General features: G+C 29.0%; 25 protein-coding genes, 1 pseudogene and 2 other annotated features (1 of these 28 only partly in view). All 26 genes and pseudogenes read left to right on the forward strand.

The window, feature by feature from the left end; genetic code table 11:
- Positions 1-46, forward strand: a binding site (T-box leader); it begins 156 nt to the left of the window's first position.
- A 30-nt stretch (positions 47-76) separates the two neighbouring features.
- Complete coding sequence (locus BMW96_RS07850) at positions 77-715, forward strand: DMP19 family protein (protein WP_092354210.1); 639 nt, start codon at positions 77-79, stop codon at positions 713-715.
- Positions 708-3,329, forward strand: a complete 2,622-nt coding sequence (locus BMW96_RS07855) for a valine--tRNA ligase (RefSeq protein WP_092354212.1) — start codon at positions 708-710, stop codon at positions 3,327-3,329. The genes BMW96_RS07850 and BMW96_RS07855 overlap by 8 nt, the downstream gene beginning before the upstream one ends.
- A 228-nt stretch (positions 3,330-3,557) precedes the next feature.
- Positions 3,558-3,716, forward strand: coding sequence for a hypothetical protein (locus tag BMW96_RS14125; RefSeq protein ID WP_169924251.1), 159 nt, complete (start codon positions 3,558-3,560; stop codon positions 3,714-3,716).
- Position 3,717: 1 nt separating this feature from the next.
- Positions 3,718-3,861 carry a hypothetical protein gene (locus tag BMW96_RS14130; protein WP_172472314.1) on the forward strand — a complete coding sequence of 48 codons (144 nt, stop codon included), beginning with the start codon at positions 3,718-3,720 and terminating at the stop codon, positions 3,859-3,861.
- 64 nt (positions 3,862-3,925) lie between these two features.
- Entirely contained in the window at positions 3,926-4,312 is a 387-nt protein-coding gene (locus tag BMW96_RS07865) for an SPOR domain-containing protein (RefSeq protein ID WP_092354216.1), read from the forward strand.
- Positions 4,309-4,986 (forward strand): RadC family protein, encoded by a 678-nt coding sequence (radC, locus tag BMW96_RS07870; RefSeq protein ID WP_092354218.1) that lies wholly within the window; start codon positions 4,309-4,311, stop codon positions 4,984-4,986. The genes BMW96_RS07865 and radC overlap by 4 nt, the downstream gene beginning before the upstream one ends.
- A gap of 59 nt (positions 4,987-5,045) precedes the next feature.
- On the forward strand, positions 5,046-5,900 hold the full coding sequence (mreC, locus tag BMW96_RS07875; protein ID WP_092354220.1) for a rod shape-determining protein MreC: 855 nt from the start codon (positions 5,046-5,048) through the stop codon (positions 5,898-5,900).
- Entirely contained in the window at positions 5,893-6,426 is a 534-nt protein-coding gene (locus BMW96_RS07880) for a rod shape-determining protein MreD (RefSeq protein WP_092354222.1), read from the forward strand. The genes mreC and BMW96_RS07880 overlap by 8 nt, the downstream gene beginning before the upstream one ends.
- Complete coding sequence (locus tag BMW96_RS07885; protein ID WP_092354224.1) at positions 6,401-6,976, forward strand: septum site-determining protein MinC; 576 nt, start codon at positions 6,401-6,403, stop codon at positions 6,974-6,976. Before BMW96_RS07880 ends, BMW96_RS07885 begins: the two co-directional genes overlap by 26 nt.
- Positions 6,969-7,748, forward strand: coding sequence for a septum site-determining protein MinD (gene minD, locus BMW96_RS07890; RefSeq protein WP_092354226.1), 780 nt, complete (start codon positions 6,969-6,971; stop codon positions 7,746-7,748). The genes BMW96_RS07885 and minD overlap by 8 nt, the downstream gene beginning before the upstream one ends.
- A gap of 48 nt (positions 7,749-7,796) precedes the next feature.
- On the forward strand, positions 7,797-8,372 hold the full coding sequence (locus BMW96_RS07895) for a M23 family metallopeptidase (RefSeq protein WP_092354228.1): 576 nt from the start codon (positions 7,797-7,799) through the stop codon (positions 8,370-8,372).
- A complete protein-coding gene (locus BMW96_RS07900) occupies positions 8,347-9,090 on the forward strand; it encodes a site-2 protease family protein (protein ID WP_092354231.1) in 744 nt (247 codons plus the stop codon). Before BMW96_RS07895 ends, BMW96_RS07900 begins: the two co-directional genes overlap by 26 nt.
- 41 nt (positions 9,091-9,131) lie before the next feature.
- Positions 9,132-9,200, forward strand: a sequence feature (ribosomal protein L21 leader region).
- A 14-nt stretch (positions 9,201-9,214) separates the two neighbouring features.
- Positions 9,215-9,523: a 50S ribosomal protein L21 gene (gene rplU, locus BMW96_RS07905; protein WP_092354233.1), complete on the forward strand. Its 309-nt coding sequence runs from the start codon at positions 9,215-9,217 to the stop codon at positions 9,521-9,523.
- Positions 9,523-9,846, forward strand: a complete 324-nt coding sequence (locus BMW96_RS07910) for a ribosomal-processing cysteine protease Prp (RefSeq protein ID WP_092354235.1) — start codon at positions 9,523-9,525, stop codon at positions 9,844-9,846. The genes rplU and BMW96_RS07910 overlap by 1 nt, the downstream gene beginning before the upstream one ends.
- Positions 9,847-9,849: 3 nt before the next feature.
- Positions 9,850-10,134 carry a 50S ribosomal protein L27 gene (rpmA, locus tag BMW96_RS07915; RefSeq protein WP_092354237.1) on the forward strand — a complete coding sequence of 95 codons (285 nt, stop codon included), beginning with the start codon at positions 9,850-9,852 and terminating at the stop codon, positions 10,132-10,134.
- Between the two features lie 63 nt (positions 10,135-10,197).
- A complete protein-coding gene (gene obgE, locus BMW96_RS07920; RefSeq protein ID WP_092354239.1) occupies positions 10,198-11,484 on the forward strand; it encodes a GTPase ObgE in 1,287 nt (428 codons plus the stop codon).
- Positions 11,485-11,616: 132 nt separating this feature from the next.
- Positions 11,617-12,546, forward strand: a pseudogene (locus BMW96_RS14480) (AAA family ATPase).
- A 3-nt stretch (positions 12,547-12,549) separates the two neighbouring features.
- On the forward strand, positions 12,550-13,179 hold the full coding sequence (locus BMW96_RS14485) for a PD-(D/E)XK nuclease domain-containing protein (protein ID WP_244881287.1): 630 nt from the start codon (positions 12,550-12,552) through the stop codon (positions 13,177-13,179).
- Positions 13,180-13,356: 177 nt separating this feature from the next.
- Complete coding sequence (gene ruvA / locus BMW96_RS07930) at positions 13,357-13,917, forward strand: Holliday junction branch migration protein RuvA (RefSeq protein ID WP_092354241.1); 561 nt, start codon at positions 13,357-13,359, stop codon at positions 13,915-13,917.
- A gap of 11 nt (positions 13,918-13,928) precedes the next feature.
- Positions 13,929-14,921: a Holliday junction branch migration DNA helicase RuvB gene (gene ruvB, locus BMW96_RS07935; RefSeq protein WP_092354243.1), complete on the forward strand. Its 993-nt coding sequence runs from the start codon at positions 13,929-13,931 to the stop codon at positions 14,919-14,921.
- A 30-nt stretch (positions 14,922-14,951) separates the two neighbouring features.
- Positions 14,952-15,410, forward strand: coding sequence for a ComEA family DNA-binding protein (locus tag BMW96_RS07940; RefSeq protein WP_092354245.1), 459 nt, complete (start codon positions 14,952-14,954; stop codon positions 15,408-15,410).
- Entirely contained in the window at positions 15,401-17,398 is a 1,998-nt protein-coding gene (locus BMW96_RS07945; protein WP_092354247.1) for a DNA internalization-related competence protein ComEC/Rec2, read from the forward strand. Before BMW96_RS07940 ends, BMW96_RS07945 begins: the two co-directional genes overlap by 10 nt.
- A 48-nt stretch (positions 17,399-17,446) precedes the next feature.
- Positions 17,447-18,397 carry a DNA polymerase III subunit delta gene (gene holA, locus BMW96_RS07950; protein ID WP_092354249.1) on the forward strand — a complete coding sequence of 317 codons (951 nt, stop codon included), beginning with the start codon at positions 17,447-17,449 and terminating at the stop codon, positions 18,395-18,397.
- Between the two features lie 8 nt (positions 18,398-18,405).
- A complete protein-coding gene (locus BMW96_RS07955; RefSeq protein WP_092354251.1) occupies positions 18,406-19,620 on the forward strand; it encodes an L-serine ammonia-lyase, iron-sulfur-dependent, subunit alpha in 1,215 nt (404 codons plus the stop codon).
- On the forward strand, positions 19,598-20,704 hold the full coding sequence (gene hemW, locus BMW96_RS07960) for a radical SAM family heme chaperone HemW (RefSeq protein WP_244881288.1): 1,107 nt from the start codon (positions 19,598-19,600) through the stop codon (positions 20,702-20,704). The genes BMW96_RS07955 and hemW overlap by 23 nt, the downstream gene beginning before the upstream one ends.
- Positions 20,705-21,022: 318 nt before the next feature.
- Positions 21,023-21,312, forward strand: a 290-nt coding sequence (locus BMW96_RS07965; RefSeq protein ID WP_177165830.1) for a PD-(D/E)XK nuclease family transposase, incomplete at its 3' end; no start/stop codon positions are given.

A 21,312-nucleotide genomic window follows, 5' to 3' on the forward strand; every position in this document is an offset into this window, starting at 1 on the left:
AGTTATTATGTGAAGTAAGGTGGTACCACGAGCATTCGTCCTTATGACGGTGCTTTTTTATTTTGAGGAGGAAAATATGGACAATTCAATTATTTGGATATTTTTTGCAGGTGCTTGTATTTTCTGGCTATATTCTGCTAGTGGGAAAATGAAAGCTCAACAAAAACAACAAATAGAATATGAGGAGAATCGAGTCAAATATCGTAATTTTACAAGTGAGATATTTGATGGAACTCCTGATGATGAACTGACACAAGCGGTAATGTTTCATATTATGACAAAAGAAGATAAATTGTATGAGGGAGAAGAAATTAAAGGCAGTTTAAAAGATATTTTAACTCATGGAGAGTTATTGGTTTATACGATTTGTCAAGTTGAAGCTTCAATGAAAGGGAATCAAGGTTCGATCCACACTTTTTTTATTCAAGAACCTTACTGTATATATCGATCTTATGCTAAAGAAGCATTTGAAGCTGTTGGTTGCCATGATGTTGTAGAATTAATGGAGGCTGCTGAAAAATTGGCAGTAATGATTGAAAATGATGAGGATACAGAAATAGATGATGATAGTGATTATGGTAAATACAATTTTGCTGACTTTACTGATGAATTAAAGTCAATGCTTAAATCATCTGATATTGTATTGAAAACAGGAAAATATATTAGAGAGAATAAAAATGATTTTATTGATATGGAGGTAAAGACTGATGAGTAAACAATTAGAACCAAAATACAATCACCATAAGGTTGAGGAAGGAAAATATCAGCATTGGATTGACAAAAAGTATTTTGAAGCTGGTGATACTAGTAAAAAACCTTATGCTATAGTAATTCCCCCTCCTAATGTAACTGGAAAATTACATTTAGGGCATGCTTGGGATACAACTTTGCAAGATATGATTATCCGTTATAAAAGAATGCAGGGATATGATGCGCTATGGTTACCAGGAATGGATCATGCTGGAATTGCAACACAGGCTAAAGTTGAGGCTAGAATGCGAGAAGAAGGTATTTCACGTTATGATCTAGGACGTGAAGGTTTCTTAGAGAAAGCCTGGTCTTGGAAAGAGGAATATGCTTCTATTATTCGTTCACAGTGGGAAAAATTAGGATTATCATTGGATTATTCTAAAGAGCGTTTTACTTTGGATGATGGTTTGAGTGATGCAGTTAAAGAAGTATTTGTTAAATTATATAATGAAGGATTGATTTATCAAGGGAAAAGGATTATTAACTGGGATCCAGTGCAACGAACTGCTTTAAGTAATATTGAAGTTATCCACAAAGAAATTGAAGGGGCAATGTATTATTTTAAATATCAAATCGTTGATAGTGATGAACAACTAATTATTGCAACAACTCGTCCAGAAACAATGTTTGCAGATCAGGCAATTTTTGTTCATCCTGATGATGAAAGATATACGCATTTAGTTGGTAAAAAAGCAATTAATCCAGCTAATGGTGAATCTTTACCAATCATGGCTGATAGTTATATTGATATGTCGTTTGGAACAGCAGTAATGAAATGTACACCTGCTCATGATCCTAATGACTTTACTTTAGCAAAAAAATATAACTTAGAAATGCCAATTTGTATGAATGATGATGGTACAATGAATGAAATGGCTCATAAGTATCAGGGAATGGATCGTTTTGAATGTCGTAAAGCATTAGTGGCTGATTTTAAAGCAGCTGGAGTAGTTGATCATATTGAAAAACATATGCATCAGGTAGGGCATTCAGAAAGAAGTAATGCAATCGTTGAACCATATTTATCTAAACAGTGGTTTGTTAAAATGGAACCACTTGCTAAAGCAGCATTACATAATCAGTTAAAAGATTCAAAAGTAAATTTTGTACCAGAACGATTTGAAAAAACATTTAATCAGTGGATGGAAAATATTGAAGACTGGTGTATATCTCGACAGTTATGGTGGGGACATCAAGTACCAGCCTGGTATCATAAAGTTACTGGGGAAGTTTATGTAGGTAAGACAGCTCCAGAAGATATAGAAAATTGGAAACAAGATGAAGATGTTTTAGATACCTGGTTTTCTAGTGCTCTTTGGCCGTTTTCAACTTTAGGGTGGCCTAATGTGGATAGTGAGTTATTTAAGCGTTATTTTCCAACTAATACCCTTGTAACTGGTTATGATATTATTTTCTTCTGGGTAAGTAGAATGATCTTCCAATCATTACATTTTACTGAACAAAGACCGTTTGAACATGTTTTAATTCATGGATTAATTCGTGATGAACAGGGAAGAAAGATGTCTAAATCATTAGGTAATGGTGTAGACCCAATGGATGTTATTGATGAATATGGTGCTGATACATTACGTTTCTTTTTAACAACCAATTCAGCACCAGGAATGGATTTACGTTATATTCCTGAAAAGCTAGAATCGTCATGGAATTTTATTAATAAGATTTGGAATAGTGCAAGATTTGTTTTAATGAATATTGATGATGAAATGAAATATGAAGATTTATCTTTTGAAAATCTTAACTTATGTGATAAATGGATTTTAAATCGTTTAAATGAAGTTATTTGTGAAGTTGATATTAATATGGATAAATTTGAGTTTGTTAATGTAGGTAGCGAATTGTATAAATTTATTTGGGACGATTTTTGCTCTTGGTATATTGAACTTACAAAGGTTCATTTAAATAGTGATAATGATGAAGAAAAACAAGCTAGTTTAAATACTTTGGTTTATGTACTAAATGCAATCGTGAAGATGCTACACCCATTTATGCCGTTTGTAACAGAAGAAATTTTCCAAACAATTCCTCATTTAGAAGAATCTATTTGTATTGCTTCATGGCCAGAAGTGAATAAACAATTTAATGATGAAACAATAAATGATCAATTTATATATTTAATTGATATTGTAAAAGGAATTAGAGAAATTAGAACACAATATACAATTAAAAATGCAATTGAAATGCCTTATTCTATCAATACTAAAGATATAGCTTTAGAAGAAATAATGAATCAATGTTTACCATACATCAAAAAATTATGTAATGCTGTATGTCAGGGATATAATTTGGAAACAGGTGGAGAAGTAGCTAATATTACAATTAAAGGTGGTAATTCTTTACTTGTAGAATTGGGTGATTATATTGATAAAGATGCGGAAAAGGAAAAATTATTGACACAGTTGAAAAAACTTGAGGGTGAAATAAAACGTTGTCAAAATATGCTTTCTAATGAAAAATTCACATCTAAGGCACCTAAAGAAAAAGTTGAATTAGAAAAAAATAAATTAGCAGATTATCAATCTAAATATGATGCTGTTAAAGAAAAAATTGAGTTAATGTAATAATTAAGAGGCTGTAACGACTTAATAGTATTTTAACTATTGAAAGGTTGTCAGCCTTTTTTATTCAATTCTAATAGATTATTTACTCACTAAAGCCCTTTTACATACAATATGGTTTATTTTTATAAATAATTTATTTTTTATAAAGTAAAATTGGTAATTATATTGTAAATAATAATAAGAGGTTTAGTGGATGTGTGGCCTGAAATAAAAGAGGAGGAAAAAAAGATGAATGAATTACAATTAAGTAGTCAGATGCAAATATCTGGTGGTGGATTTACGACAGTATTTTTTTGTGTGATAATGGGTACAGCAGTTTATAAGATGGCTAAGTCAGCGGCTGGACGGCTATCAATTCCAAGGATTATTTCAATTGAATGGCGATAGAATGAAGGAATTGCCTGTTTCATCACAAATGCAAGTCAGTGGTGGTTTTGTAATTCCGTTTGTTGTTTCAGTGATTGCTGTTGCAACAGCAATTAATGTTGCGAGATTATTAAAAGGGCATTATTCTATTACAAGACATCGTTAATATGGAAGGCTAAAAGCCTTTCATATTTTATAATTATTTGCATATTCTTTATTGGAGGTAGAATATGAAGATAATTAGATTTATTGTAGTATTAGCAGTAGCATTATCAATATTATTTGGTAGTTTCTATTTAAAGTTTTTTTCATCAATTTCGAGTAATATCAATGCTTACATAGTACAGATTGGAATTTATAAACAGGAAGAAAATGCAAATGAGATGATTAAAAAACTAACAGATTTACAGCAACCTAATTATAGATATCAAAAAGATAATAATTTTGTTGTTATTGCAGGAGTATTTTTAAATGAGGAGGAAGCTAAAAAAATGGGAAATGTTATTAGTGAAAAAGGAATTACTTGTGTAGTTAAACAAGTTAATTTTACTAGTGATTTTAAAGAAGTTATTGAACAACAAAACTATGAAGCAATTATCAAAGAGTTAAGTTCATGAAGATAAAAAATTATCCTCAAGAAGAACGACCACGTGAAAAAGCATATCATTATGGGATAGAAAGTTTAAATAATGTAGAGCTTTTAGCTTTGATTTTAAGAACAGGCAGTAGACAGGAATCAGTATTAGAATTAGCACAACGGGTAATTAATGAGGTTGGAGGTTTAAATTATTTAAAAGATATTACTTATCACCAGCTTGTTTCAATTAATGGGATAAAAAAAGCTAAAGCGATAGAAATATTAGCAGTAATTGAACTTACAAAAAGATTAAAAAATACCCAAATGACAATGCCTGTTATTAAAGAACCTAAAGATGGTTATGTGTTAGTTAAAGATAAATTAATGTTTGAACAACAAGAACGTGTAATTGTTCTTTGTCTAAATTCAAGATTAGAAGTGATGAAAGAAAAAACTGTATTTATAGGTAGTAATAATATCTCTATTATTAGTGGGAGGGAATTATTTAAAGAAGCTTTGATTTGTGGTAGTAGTCGAATCATGGTTATTCATAATCATCCTTCTGGTAATCCTGAGCCTTCACTTCAGGATATTGAAACAACTGAGCGATTATATAAAATGGCTGATGAATTAGAGATAGAAGTAGTTGATCATTTGATTATTGGAAGAAATAAATTTTATAGTTTTGCATCAAAAGAGATTTTTGAGGTCTAAAGTTAATTGATTATTTTATATTAATGCCTTATAATGAAGTGGACGTGTGAGGTGATAATTTGAATAATCGAAAGAAACAACGAAATAGAAGAATTATTTTGATAATTACGGTTGCCATTATTGTTTTTTCAAGTATTTCCTTAATATTTTCTAGAACACAGTGGGGAATTGAAAGAATGATTAGTGATTCAATAGCCGTGGTAGAGTATTATGTAATAAAAAAACCAATCGAATTTGTGAGTAATTTGTTTAATGAGTATAATGAATTAAAAGATGTATATAATGAAAACAAGATCTTGAGAGCTAAGTTAGCAGCATATGCAAGTGTAGAGGTTAATACTGATGTATTATCTAATGAAATTGAAGATTTGAAAAAGATTACAAAACTTGATCATTTACCTACTGAATATAATGTAAAAACTGCTACAGTAATTGCTCGAGATGCTGGTAGCTGGACTAATGAAATAACTATTGATTTAGGAAGTATGGCAGGAGTAAGTAAGGATATGGTTGTTGTTGCTTCTAAAGGAATGGTGGGGAAAGTAACATCAGTTACTGAAGTTAGTGCTACTGTTCAATTATTAACAACTGAAAAACCAATATCTGATTTACCTGTTCAAATTATAAATGGTGATCAAAATATTTATGGTTTATTAAAACGTTATGATGTTGAAAGTAAATGTTATGAAGTTACATTGTTAAGCAATATTGATAAATTAGAGGATAATGCTAAAGTTATTACTTCTGGATTAGGTGGTGATCAAAAAGCACCAAAAGGAATATATATTGGTACTTTTGAGGGTCTTGATTCTTCTAGAGATGGAACAACAAAAACACTTAAGGTTAAGCCAGCAGAGGATTTTAGTGATTTAAGTTATGTATCAGTAGTGTTTAGAGGAAATGTTGATGAATAAGAAATTATATCGATATTATTTAGTAATGGCTTTAAGTTTTATGGTTGATAGTGTAATTAATTATTATATTCCATTTAATTTTGATAAATCTGGGATCACAATTATTCCTTGTATTGGTTTGATGATGTTTACATTATTAAATAATACGATTGGTGATGAGCATCGTTATATTTTTGCAACAGTTACTGGATTGTATTATGCAGTTGTTTATGCTAATAGTTTATTAATTTATGTTTTATTATATTGTTTATATGCTTTTTTAGGTAAAAGATATACAAAATTAGCAACTTTTACCCTTTTAGAAATGTTTATAACTGTAATTGTGACAATAATCGTGCAAGAGATTGTGTTATATTGGTTAGTGTGGATAACTAATATAACACAGCTTTCAATTGCAACCTTTGTGGTAAATCGTTTATTACCGACAGTAGTAGTCAATATGTTTTTGATTGCTCCGATATATTTTATCCATAAGAAATTAGGATTCGAGGGAAAAGTCAATGCATATCAAAGTAAAAGGGGTTAGTGGTCATCTAGTTTTTGTTTTTGATGATAGTCAAGAATTTAATAGTTTAATGAGTGAGTTAGAAAGCCTTTTAGAGTCTCCGTTACTTAAAAGTGATGGTTATTTTCCAAGGGCTTTTTTTGACTTTAAAAGTCGAATTTTGAGTGTTCATGAACTGTCAAAATTATTAGAGTTATTATTTGAAAAACAAGTTTTATTATTTGATGGCATTAATATGGTAAAAAAAGAACAAAAAAATGATATTAAAGTAATTAAAAAGACAATTCATTCAGGTGAAGTATTAGAAATAAATCAAGATACATTAATAATTGGGCAGATAAACCCAGGGGCAATCGTACGCTTTAGTGGAAAATTATATGTAATGGGTCGTGTAAGTGGTTTTATTGAAGGTGTTAATGCAAAATCAAGAATTAGTGGTCAGTGTTTTAAAAATGCTCATATTAGAATTAATGGAGTTTCTCGACAAAGTTATACAAGTTCTGAGCTTACGATGCTTTATTATAAAGACAATGAAATATTCTTAGATAAGGGGGACATGATTTATGTCTAGAGTTATTGTAGTTACTTCTGGTAAAGGCGGGGTAGGTAAAAGCAGTATAAGTGTTAATTTGGCTAGTGCCCTAGCTTTTTCTAAGTTTAAGGTTTGTTTGATTGATGGCGATTTTGGTCTTAAAAATCTTGATGTCATGATGGGTTTAGAAAACAGAGTTGTTTATGATTTGAATGATGTTGTTGAGGGTCGTTGTACGATTGAACAAGTATTGGTAAAAGATAAAAGAATAGCTGGTTTAAGTTTATTACCTTCTTGTAAGTCATTATCATTTGAAAATTTAGATACTGAAATAATGAATTCTTTAATAGAAAGATTAAACAAAGATTTTGATTTTATTATAGTAGATAGTCCAGCAGGAGTGGAAAAGGGATTTGAATACTCTGCTTCATTAGCTGATGAAGCAATAGTAGTAGTGAATCTTGATGTTTCATCTTTACGTGATGCTGATCGTGTAGTGGGATTATTGATGAAAAAAGGAATTAATACAATTAATATGATTATTAATAAGGTAAATGTTGATGATATCGAAAGTTCTCGTTCACTAACAATCAATGATGCTAAAGAGATATTATCATTGCCATTACTTGGAATTGTATATGATAGTCATGATATGATAGAGGCTAATAATCGTGGTGTACCAATCTTTTTGAATGAACATCATTTATTACATAATTGTTTTATTAATATTTCTAAACGTTTATTAGGACATCAGGTACCATATTTAAAATATAAAAAGAAGAGTTTAATTCGTCGATTTTTTTATTCATAAATCAAGTCTTTAATTTAATTGGTTTCATATAATGAATTAGGTGATATGATGAATGATCTTGATGATGTAAGAAAAAGAATGCAAAAAAGGCGTCAAATTAAACAACCATTGAATGATGATAATTTTAAATGTTTTTATAATTTTATGGTTAAGTTTATGGTTGTGATTTTAGTAGTTTTAGTTTCAGTGTCATATGTTAAATTAAACCCAGGTTCAAATTTAAAAAAAATGATTTTAAATGATGCTAATTATAAGATGGTTACAAGCTGGATATCAGATACACTATTTTCTTTTCTGCCTTCTGATGATGTGAGTGTGTCAAGTGAAATTAGTTATCAGCATGTAGAAGATGATTATTATAAAAATAATAGTAATGAAGTTTTAAGTATAGAAGCTGGTCGTGTTATTGAAACAGGAACAGATGAGAGTTTAGGTGGTTATGTAGTTATTTTAGGTAAAAATAATGTATCAATTACTTATAGTGAAATTAATAATGTGATGGTGGCATTATATGATGAGGTTGATCAAGGGATGGTACTAGGAAGTTATGATAAAAAGTTTATTTTACAATTTGAGCATCTTGGTAAAGAGATAAGTTATGAAGAGTATCAAAGGATGGAATAATTGGTATATCCATCCTTTTACTTTGATTTATCTTTTAATTAGTGTCTTAAATGATAATTTTTTTAATTATATTAGTGCACTGATTATTGTTTGTGTTCATGAGTATGGTCATTATTATTTTGCTAAAAAGTTTGATTTTGAAATTGATAAAGTTGAGATCTTTCCTTTTGGTGCTTTTTTAAGTGTAAATGATTATGGGGTTCATCATATATGTGAAGAATTAATTATGGTGATGGCAGGTTTAGCAGTTCATTTACCTATTTATTTTATTATTGAAATATTTATTGGAAGTCAATATTTATTAGAGGTAAATCGTTTAGTCTTTATTTTTAATCTTTTACCAATTTATCCACTAGATGGCTCTAAAATGTTATTGCTTTTATTATCATTGGTTAAAGATTATTATCAAGCAATTAAACTGCAAATAAAAATATCATTATTATCCTTATCGGTATTGATTGTATTATATAATGAAATTGGATATTTACTTGTATATTTTTATTTATTATATGCAAATTATGAATATATAAAAGAATTTCGGTATATGATCATTCGCCTTTATTTAAATCGATTCCAACAAAATAAATATAAACTTTATAAAATAAATCGCAAGTACAGTTTTTATCGACCTTATAATAATATTTATATAATAAATGGCAAAACATACCAAGAAGAGCAGGTTCTACATTTTTTAATAAAAAAACTTAAAACTGATTGACTTTATTGGATAAATTTAATATAATCACTAATGTTGTAGACCTCTAGCTACAACCGCACATAAGAGGTATTAAAGCAATGCTGCCTTGGTTGGCGAGTCTTAGAATATTAATAGGAGGTGCGATATGTACGCAATTATTGAAACAGGTGGAAAACAAATTAAAGTTGAAGCTGGTGATACTATTTTTGTAGAAAAATTAGATGTTGAAGCAGGAGAAAAAGTGGTTTTTGATAAAGTATTATTAATAGGAGATAAAACTACTAAATTAGGTACTCCTTATGTTGAAGGGGCTACTGTAGATGCTACTGTTGAAAAACATGGTAAAGAAAAGAAAGTTGTTATTTATAAATATAATGCTAAAAAACATTACCACAAAAAACAAGGGCATAGACAACCATATACAAAATTAGTAATTAATGCTATCAATGGATAATGATTAATGTATTAATTAAAAAAAAACAAAATCATATTATTAATCTCAAAATAACTGGACATGCTGGTAGTGATGTATATGGTAAAGACTTAGTCTGTGCTGGAGTATCTACTGCTGGAGTTGGGGTATTGAATATGTTATCTAAAAAAGGCTTTTTAGATAAGAGTATTGGAACAATTGAGATTGATGAAGGATATATAAATATAGTTGTTAATCAAGTAGATGAAGTTTGTCAAGTGGTGCTAGAGACACTTGAAGTAACTTTAGATACGATGGTTGAAAACTATGGTCAATTTATTAAGATATCTAAAATGGAGGTGTAACATATGATGTTCAAATTAGATTTACAATTATTCGCTTCTAAAAAAGGGGTAGGGTCAACTAAAAATGGTCGTGATTCTAAATCAAAAAGATTAGGAGCTAAATTATCTGACGGGCAATTTTGTACTGCAGGGTCTATTATTTATAGACAAAGAGGAACTAAAATTCATCCAGGTACTAACGTAGGTAAAGGTGGAGATGATACTTTATTTGCTACTGTTGATGGAGTTGTAAAATTCGAAAGACTTGGTAGAGATAGAAAACAAGTTTCAGTTTATCCAGCTGCATAATTTAATCCCTGAAAAGGGATTTTTTTGTGTCAACTGGAGAATAATAAGAAAAGAGGTGGATTTATGCAATTTATTGATAAAGCAAAAATTAGAGTAGAAGCTGGTAAAGGTGGAGATGGAACTGTTGCATTTAGACGAGAGGCTCATGTCCCTAAAGGTGGACCAGCTGGTGGTGATGGTGGAAAAGGTGGTAGTGTTATTTTTGAAGCAACAACTTCATTATCAACATTATTGGATTTAAAATATAATAGTTTATATAAAGCTCCCGCTGGACAAAATGGAATGGCTAAAAAAATGCATGGTAAAGATGCTATTAATACACTGATTAAAGTACCTGTTGGAACAGTGATAATCAATGAAGAAACAAATAAGATCATGGCAGATTTAACAGAAGATAAACAGCGTGTGGTAATTGCTAAAGGTGGTCGTGGAGGTCGTGGGAATGCTCGTTTTGCAACTTCTAGAAATCCTGCACCACAAATTTGTGAACGTGGTGAACCAGGTGAAAAATTCGATTTACAATGCGAATTAAAGTTATTAGCTGATGTAGGATTAGTGGGATTTCCTTCAGTTGGTAAATCAACACTACTTTCAGTAGTATCAAGAGCCCGCCCAGAAATAGCTGATTATCATTTTACTACTATTGTTCCTAATTTAGGGGTTGTTCAGGTAAAGGATGGTCGCAGTTTTGTTATGGCTGATTTACCTGGATTGATAGAAGGTGCTGCTCAAGGTAAAGGGTTAGGTCATCAGTTTTTAAGACATATTGAACGCTGTCGAGTAATTGTTCATATTATTGATATGGGGGCAGTTGATGGTCGAGATCCTTATGAAGATTATGTAACAATAAATAAAGAGTTAAGTGAGTATCAATATCGTTTATTGGAACGTCCACAAATTGTTGTTGCTAATAAAATGGATGAAGAAGGGGCTGAGGAAAATCTTGCTCGTTTTAAAGAATTAGCTGGTGAGGATGTTAAGGTTTTTCCAATTAGTGCTATTATCCATGATGGTGTTGATCAGGTTTTATATGCAATTGCTGATACTTTAGCAGCTGCTCCAGTATTTACATTGGAGGAAGATAATGAACAAAATACTGTTCTTTATACAATGGAGGATGAAGAAGAAAAACCATTTGAATTACATAATTTAGGTAATGGAAACTGGAAAATTACTGGTAAACGGATTGAGAGAATGGTTGCTATGACTTCGTTAGTTAGTGATGATTCATTAAAGCGTTTATTAATCAAGCTAAGAAATATGGGGGTTGATGAAGCTTTAAGAGATGCTGGGGCTAAAGATGGAGATAATGTAACAATTGCTGATTTTGAATTTGATTATTTTGAATAATTAAAATAATGCTGGATAAAATAACTTAAAATTATTTTGTTCAGCTTTTTTATTGCGAATCAAAAAAGTAAGAAAAATAAAAGAAGTGTTTTAGATATAAAGGTGGTATAATGATATGGAAAGGGTGATCGTATGTCAGTTTATTTAAATCCAGGAAATAAATCTTTTGAAATAGCAATAAATAGTGAAATATATGTAGATAAATCATTGTTGATTGAGTATACAAATAAGGTAATTAACACTAATATGCAATATGTTTGTGTTTCAAGACCAAGACGTTTTGGAAAGAGTACAGATGCAAATATGTTAGTTGCATATTATTCTAAAGGGTGTGATTCATTAAAGTTATTCGATAATTTAAAAATTAGTGAAACTGAGTTGTATCAAAAACATTTAAATCAGCATAATGTTATTCATTTAAATATGCAGGATTTTTTAAGTGAAACATATGATATCGAAAAAATGATACAATTAGTAAATGACTCACTTATTTGAAAATTACTTATAGAATATAAGGATTTATTGTATTTTGATAAAACAAAATTAGTTAGAGTTCTTAATGATATGTACAATCAAACTCACAAGACATTCATATTTATTATTGATGAATGGGATTATATCTTCAGGGAATATTCTCAGAATAAAGAAGCACAGAATCAATATTTAGATTTTTTAAGAAATCTATTGAAAGATAAACCTTATATAGAACTTGCTTATATGACAGGAATCCTGCCGATTAAAAAGTATGGGACACATAGTGCTTTAAATATGTTTGATGAAATTTCAATGATTGATCCAGGTATAATTTATGAATTTATGGGTTTTATAGAAAAGGAAGTCAAGAACTTATGTGCAAAGTATGATGTTAGTTTTGATATACTGAAACAGTGGTATGATGGTTATCAATTAACAAAAGAGATATCAGTATTTTCACCTAGGTCAGTAGTTGCTTCAATTACTAGAAGAATATTTAATAATTATTGGACATCAACAGAAACATATGAAGCTTTGCAGATTTATATTGATATGAATTTTGATGGGCTTAAGGATGATATCATATGATTATTGTCAGGAGAAAAGATTAATATTCAAACAACATCATTTCAAAATGATATGACTTCCTTCAAATCAAAAGATGATGTGTTTACTTTGTTGGTTCATTTAGGATATTTAGCTTATAATCAGGATACAAAAGAAGTATGTATACCTAATAAAGAGGTTATAGATTCATTTGTTCAATCAGTTAAAAATTCTTCATGGGGAAAAACAACTACTGCATTGATAAACAGTGATGAGCTTTTAAAAGCAACATGGAATTTAAATGAAGAAAAAGTTGCTTATTATATTGAACAAGCTCATTTGGAAACATCGTTATTACAGTATAATGATGAAAATGCTTTAAGCTATACTATATCACTAGCATATTATCGTTCGAGGGATTTTTATACAATAGTAAAAGAATTACCAGCAGGGAAAGGATTTGCAGATATGGTGTTTATTCCTAAAGGAGATAAACCAGCAATGATTATTGAATTAAAATGGAATCAGGAAGTAGAAACAGCAATCACCCAGATTAAAGGAAAAGAATATTATTTTGGCTTAGAAAAATATTTAGATAACTTACTTTTGATAGGTATTACTTATGATAAGGATAGTAAAAAATATATTTGTCAAATAGAAAAATATGAGGGTTAAGTCCCTCATATTTTAGTAATGAAGCTAAAGTTTTATAAATAAATTTATTATTGAACAGCTTTATTTTAGTTGGTTTTTTTAATATTCGGTGATATAATTGTTGAGAAACTTTTGATATAGATTTGAGACGAAAAAATAATTAACATATAGTATAATAATAACGTAAAGGAGTCTATCATGTATAGTTATATAATTGGAAAGGTCGTAGAGATTAATATTGATCATATTGTAATTGAAAATAATGGTATTGGATATTTGGTTTATGTAAGTAATCCTTATGAATTTGTTAAAGGTAAAGAGATTAAGGTTTATTTGTATCAATATGTTAAAGAAGATGGTTTGCTTTTATATGGATTTAAAACTAATGAAGAAAAAGAAATGTTTTTAAAGTTGATCTTAGTAAAAGGAATTGGGTGTAAAACAGCAATTGGAATTTTAGCTACTGGTGATGTAACAAGCATAATTAGTGCAATTGAAACAGGTAATGTAGCTTATTTAAAAAAAATACCAGGAATTGGACCAAAAGCAGCTCAACAGATTATATTGGATCTCCAAGGTAAATTTAAAAATACGACAACTACGATTATAAATAATAATGATTTAGATGAAGCATCAGAGGTGCTTGTAGCATTAGGATATAAGAAATCTGAGGTAGATAAAGTTTTGGCAGTTTTATTAAATGAAAAGCTAGATACTAATGGATATGTAAAAAGAGCACTTAGCTTATTAGTGAAATAAGGAGGTAGCATATGAGCAGAAATGAAATTCTTGATGCTAATATATGTGAAGATGATGAAAGCAGTTTAAGGCCTTCATCGTTTGATGAATATGTTGGACAGACAAATTTAAAGGAAAATTTAAAAGTTTTTGTTGGTGCAGCAAAGTTGCGAGATGAATCACTTGATCATGTTTTGTTATATGGACCACCAGGTTTAGGAAAAACAACAATGTCAATGATTATTGCTAATGAAATGGGGACTAATATTAAGATTACTACTGGACCAAGTATTGAAAAGACAGGGGATTTAGTTGCGATATTAACAGCTTTAGAACCAGGAGATGTATTGTTTATTGATGAAATACATCGTTTGAATAAAGTCGTTGAGGAAATATTATATCCTGCAATGGAAGATTTTTGTGTTGATGTTGTTATTGGTAAAGAAGCTTCGACTAGATCGGTGCGAATAGATTTGCCTCCTTTTACTTTAGTAGGTGCTACTACACGGGCAGGAGATCTGTCTGCACCATTACGTGATCGTTTTGGAATTGTTTCTAAATTAGAATATTATGATGAAACAGATTTAAAAACGATAATTGATCGAACTAGTAGAGTTTATCAAATGCCAATGGATGATGATGCTAAAACAGCATTAGCCATGCGTTCTAGAGGGACACCACGAATTGCTAACAGGTTATTTCGAAGAGTTCGTGATTTTGCTCAATTTAATGGTGAAGATGTAATTACAAAAGAAAGAACTATTGAGGCGCTTGATCGTTTAAAAGTTGATCAATTAGGTTTGGATGATGTTGATCATAAGTATTTATTAGGGATTATTCATCGTTTCAAAGGGGGGCCAGTAGGATTAGAGTCATTAGCTGCTTCAATTGGTGAAGAGCCTCAAACATTGGAGGATGTGTATGAACCATATTTATTACAAATTGGATTAATTAAAAGAACACCAAGGGGAAGAATTGCTACTTTTGAAGCATATAATCATTTAAATATTCAAATGGAAGACTAGTTATTCTAGTCTTTTTTGTGAGGTGATGTAATGAAAAAGCATGAGATTATAGGATTGTTTGTATTAATGATTATATCTACAATTTATTCTTTAAACTTGCCTGAAGCTGAAGTTAAACAAATTACAAGTAATCCTCAAATTAAGATCGTTGTTGAAGGTAAGTATAATCAGACTCTTACTTTTGATAAAGCTCCAACAGTTGAAGCAGTTTTTAAACAGTTAAATATTAAGAATATATATGGCTTTGATGATAAAACTGTTCTACCTACAAGAACAGTTTTTTATATTCCTGAAGGTGAAAATCTGATTTCTTTAAATAAAGCAACAAAAGAGCAATTGATGACAATAAAGGGGATTGGGGTTAAAACCGCTGATAAAATAATTGAATATCGTCAAAAAACACCATTTTGTACAATTGAAGATATTACTAAAATATCAGGGATTGGCCAAAAGACATATTTAAGAATTAGAGGATTATTATGTTTATAAAAAATTATTTAATTTATTATGGGATTAGCTGTTTGTTATTAATTGTTAGTATATTAGTACATCCAGTTTTTTTTATATTTTTAATATTTTATGGAGCTTTTATTATTTATCGTTTAAATTTAATGAATTTTATTAGTATTTTTATTTTTACAACTCTCTTTTTTTTATTTGTTAATTGGCCTACACCAATTAATGATTCTATTATTAAGGGTAAAATAGTAGCAGTAGATCAAAAAAGTGTAGTACTTAAAACTAGTCGGACAAAGGTTAAGGTGTATGGAGATTTTATAGGATACCAGATTGGTGATGTTTTAGAAATGGAAGTTGAGTATTTTAATATAAGTGAACCAACTAATGATAATGCCTTTAATTATAAAAGATATTTGTATAGTCAAGGGATTACTAATAATGCTATGATTAAGCGATTGTTAAGTGTTGATTCTACACAGAGTTTATTTAAAGAATTGCAAAAGAGAGTATCGGGTGATGATCTTGAGGATAGTTATGCTTCAATGTTTGTTTTAGGAATAAAAGATGAAATGATAGAAGATTATTATCAGCAGTTAACAGATCTTTCGATAGTTCATTTATTTGCTCTTTCTGGTTTGCATATTCATATTTTAAATAATTTATTAAAAAATATATTAAGGTTTATTGTATCAGATAGGTTTATTGATTATTTTGTAATTGTTTTGATTGGCTTATATGTTTATATAATTCCAATTAATATTTCATTTATTAGAGCATATTTGGTTATGTTGTTATCGGTTTTATATAAAGGATATTTGAATAAATTGGATTGTTTATCAATTGTAACAGTATTAATGTTATTAATTAATCCATATATTATTTTTAGTTTGTCATTTATTTTTTCTTATTTAATTTACTTTATTATTTTATTGTTAAATCAAAGTCGATATTTTAATTTATTAGTATATTTTGGGAGTTTACCAATAATTTTAATAATTCAATATCGAATTAATATTTTATCATTATTTTTAGGAGTTATCTTAGCACCTTTAATAAGTTTGCTGTATCAAATGATTTGGATTTATGTGTTATTAGGTGATTTTGTAAAACCAATAGTAAGAATAATTATTTATTTTTTGAATAATATTATTATCTTTTGTAATGATTTTTCAATTTTTATAAATTTTTCTAAACCAACATTATTTTTTATTCTTAGTTATTACTTTGTTTATTTTAAAATAATTTTAAAAATAAATATTAAACAAAAAGTTATTAGAGAAGTATTGATGTTAGTTAGTTTGTTACTGGTGTTTTATTTTAAACCATATTATAGTATTGAAGGAAAAGTTACAATGATTGATGTAGGACAGGGAGATTGTTTTTTAATTCAGCAGCCATTTAATCAGGGGAATATTTTAATTGATACAGGAGGTTTGAAAAATAAAGATATAGCTTCACTTACATTGGTTCCATATTTAAAATCACAGGGAATTAATAGACTAGATTATGTTTTTATTTCTCATGACGATTTTGATCATTGTGGTGCTTATGATTCTCTTGTTAAAGAGATTGAAATAAAACAAACTGTTACTTCTTATCAGGAGAAAATAGAGATAGGGGACATTGAAATTGAAATGCTTAAAAGTGGGATGGAAACGAAAGATAATAATGATAACTCTTTAGTAATTAAAGCAATGATTAATAATTTAGTTTATTTGTTTACTGGTGATATATCTAGTAAGATTGAACATAAATTGATTGAGAATTATCCAAATTTAAAAATTGATGTTTTAAAAGTGTCTCATCATGGAAGTGTAACGGGAACTAGTAGTGAGTTTTTAGAAGCGGTTAGACCTAAAATAGCTTTAATAAGTTGCGGGAAGAATAATCGTTATGGTCATCCTAATAAAAATGTATTAGAACGATTAGAAGATTATGATGTTAAAGTTTATCGAAGTGATTTAACAGGAATGGTGAAGATTATTTATTATGGAGATGATAATTATATTTATCCATGACTTTATTATAAAAGTAGTTTATAATGGTTACAGTTGGAGTGATGATTAATGATAATTGTAATTTATGGTGAAGAAAGTTTTTTAATGGAGCAGAAGTTACAGGCTCTAAAGAAAGAATATAATTGTAATGAAGAAAATATGAATCTTTCTGTTTATAGGGGGGATGAAGATAGTATTGAAATAGTATATGAAGATATAATTACACCGCCTTTTTTTAGTGATAAAAAGATGGTTATTTTAAAGAATCCCTTTTTTTTAACTACAAAAAAAATAAAGAAAGATAATAATGAGTTGGTTTTTTTTGAAAAGTGCTTAGATAATGATAATGAGGAAACACTTTTTGTGATTTATAATGTTGGTAAAGATTTTGATGAGAGAAAAAAGTTAGTTAAAAGATTACGTAAAGAAGCTAAATTTTTTGAGATAGATAAAGTTAATCACTATAAACTATCAGATAGTACTCGTCAGGCAGTGAAACGTCGTGAGGCTACAATTGATGATGATGCATTAGAATTACTATTAAGTCGTTTAGGTGATAGTTTAAATAATGTTGTTTTAGAGGTGGAGAAACTTTGTTTGTATTGTAAACATATTACATATGATGTAGTGGATAAATTGGTTAGTAAACCCCTGGATGAAAATGTTTTTGCACTTACTAGTGCTATTCTTCAAAAAGATCGAAAAAAAATGTTTTCGATTTATCATGATTTAATGATTTTAAATGAAGAACCAATTAAATTGATTGTTTTAATTGCAGGACAAATGCGTCTTATTTATCAAGTGAAATTATTAGATCGAAAAGGGTATAATGATAAGGAAATTGGAAAGTTCTTAGGTGTAAATCCCTATCGTTTAAAATATATTAGACAAGAAGGTAAAAGCTTTGATTTAAATGAATTATTAAAGTGTTTAGATGAATTATCAAAGTTAGATGTTCAAATAAAGACAGGTAAAATAGATAAAAAAATGGGTTTAGAATTATTTATGATAAGAATATAGGAGAATTTATGGAATCGTTAAGAGAGTTGTATAAAATTGGTGTTGGACCATCATCATCACATACAATGGGTCCTCAAAGAGCAGCTGTTAAGATTAAAGAAACATATAATAATGCAGATCATTTTGTAGTATATTTACATGGTTCTTTAGCATTAACTGGTAAGGGGCATTTAACTGATCAAATTATTGAGGAAACTTTTGGTAAAGAAAATGTTGAAATTCATTTTGTTAGTGATGCTTTGCCAAAACATCCTAATGGAATGGTATTTGAGGTTTATCAAAAAAGTAAATTACTTGATAAAATAACTGTCTATTCTATTGGTGGTGGGGCACTGATGTATGAAGATGATAAACTGCAACAGCCAAAACAAGTATATCCACATCATAATTTAAATGAGATATTGGAGTATTGTGATCAAAAGGGAATAAATTTATATGATTATGTATTAGAATTTGAAGATGGAGATTTTAAATCTTATCTATACGAAATTTTAGATGCAATGTTTAAATGTGTTGAAAGAGGTCTTTCAATAACTGGAATTATTCCTGGACGTTTGCAGTTAAAAAGAGTTGCTAAATCAATTTATCAACAAGCAATAAATACTCATCGTAGTGGTGAACGAGATCGGCTTTTAGTTAGTAGTTATGCTTATGCTGTTAGTGAAGAAAATGCTTCTGGTCATCAAATTGTAACTGCTCCAACTTGTGGGGCTAGTGGGGTAATGCCTGCGGTGATGTATTATTGTTTTAAACAGCTTAATATACCTAGAAAAGAAATAGTTAAGGCAATAGCAGTAGCAGGAATTTTTGGTAATGTTATTAAGACTAATGCTACAATTTCTGGAGCTGATGGAGGATGTCAGGCTGAAATTGGCAGTGCTTGCGCAATGACAGCAGCTGCATATGGCTGGATTTTAGAATTAAACAATAATCTAATTCAATATGCTGCTGAAATGGGATTAGAACATAATTTAGGATTAACTTGTGATCCAGTAGGTGGTTATGTTCAAATTCCTTGTATTGAACGTAATGGCTTTGGAGCTTTAAGGGCAATGGATGCTGCGATGTATGCTAAACAGTTAGGGTATTTAAGAAAAAATAAAGTATCATTTGATGCAGTAGTAAGAGTGATGAAACAAACTGGTAAAGATTTAAATAGTGCTTATAAGGAAACTTCTTTAGGAGGATTGGCTAAAGAATTTGGATTTGAAGATGGAAACTAGATCTTTATATATTCATATTCCTTTTTGTTTACATATGTGTTCATATTGTGATTTTTGTAAAGTCTTTTACCAGAAAAAACAGGTAGATGATTATTTGGCGGTTTTAAAGAAAGAACTGGCTTCGTTAAAAATTGATTTGCCTTTAAAAACAATTTATATTGGTGGAGGGACTCCAACTAGTCTAGATGATGAGCAGTTAGAGTGGTTAATGGATATTATTAAACCATATATAAGTAATGATACTAAAGAAGTAACGATTGAAGTTAATCCAGAAACGCTTGATTGTTATAAGCTTGATATTTTAAAAAAAGGCGGAATCACAAGATTAAGTATTGGAGTAGAAACTTTTAATGATGATTTGTTGAAAGCTATTAATCGTAAACATAATTGTATGCAGATTAAAAGAGTTATTGATTATGCTCATCGTTTAGGTTTTAATAATATTTCAATTGATTTAATGTATGGCTTACCTGGACAGACAATAGAAGATATAAAAAAAGATTTAGATATAATAAAATTATTAAATATTCAACATGTATCTTACTATGCCTTGATTTTAGAAGATCATACAGTGCTAAAAAATCAAAATTATCTTCCCTTAGATGAAGAGGATGAAGCTAATATTAATGAACTGATAGATGAAAGATTAGCTCAAATGGGATTTATAAAATATGAAATCAGTAATTATGCTAAACCTGGTTTTGAATCACTTCATAATTTAGCGTATTGGCAATATGATAATTACTATGGTGTTGGACTAGGTGCCAGTAGCAAAATTGATAACCGAATAATTGAACATAGTCGTAATTTAAATTCCTATTTAAAATTTCAGGATATTACTACTGAATTATGTAATTCTAAAGAAGAAACAATGTTTAATCATTTAATGATGTCATTACGCTTAGTTAAAGGACTTGATTTAAAAGCTTTTGAAAAGTACTATGGGATTAAAGTATTAGATTTATATCCTCGAGCTATAAATAAACATCTTAGTTTAAAAACGCTTGTTATTGAAGATGGTTATTTGCGTTGTACGAAGGATTCAATAAAGCTATTAAATACAATTTTATTAGATTTTATCTAGTTATAAGATAAATAATTTTAAGTGTATTTTATGGGTGGTTAAACAATTTTGATGTTACCATTCACAGTCAAATAAATAGTAGACTTCAAAAAGGCATGTGTGAATTTGATTTTAAATGAATTCACCATGCTTTTTCAATGATCTTAATCTTGTTTTTGTTATTTTATTAGTAAATAAGTTTGTAATCTTTAATGTTTTTTCATATTATCAGATCAGTATTTATTTTTTGAGTGTGAACAGTAATATATAATCGTAAAAATTTGATTTCAAAAGTAATCCTCCTGATTATTTTGTAAAGGATAATAGGAGGATTATTGTATGAGCAAAATAATTAGTTATCAAAATGATTTAGTTAAATTTAATAATGATCTTTTCTTTAAATATCTTCTTTCCAGAGATACTGCTGAATCTAAATTGTTAAGAAAGTATATCGTTAAACTCGTTACCAATATTGACTGTAAAAAAATGATTGTTAAAAATCCTGAAATCAATCAAAATACTGTTCTTGCTAAAAATATTATTTTAGATATTTGTGCTGTTGATGAAACTGGCAGAATTATTGACATAGAAATGCAGATGGCAGGCAGCTCTAACAGTGAATCAGCAAG

Origin of the sequence: Thomasclavelia cocleata (assembly GCF_900102365.1) — a bacterium.
Taxonomy (GTDB): Bacteria; Bacillota_I; Bacilli_A; order Erysipelotrichales; family Coprobacillaceae; genus Thomasclavelia; species Thomasclavelia cocleata.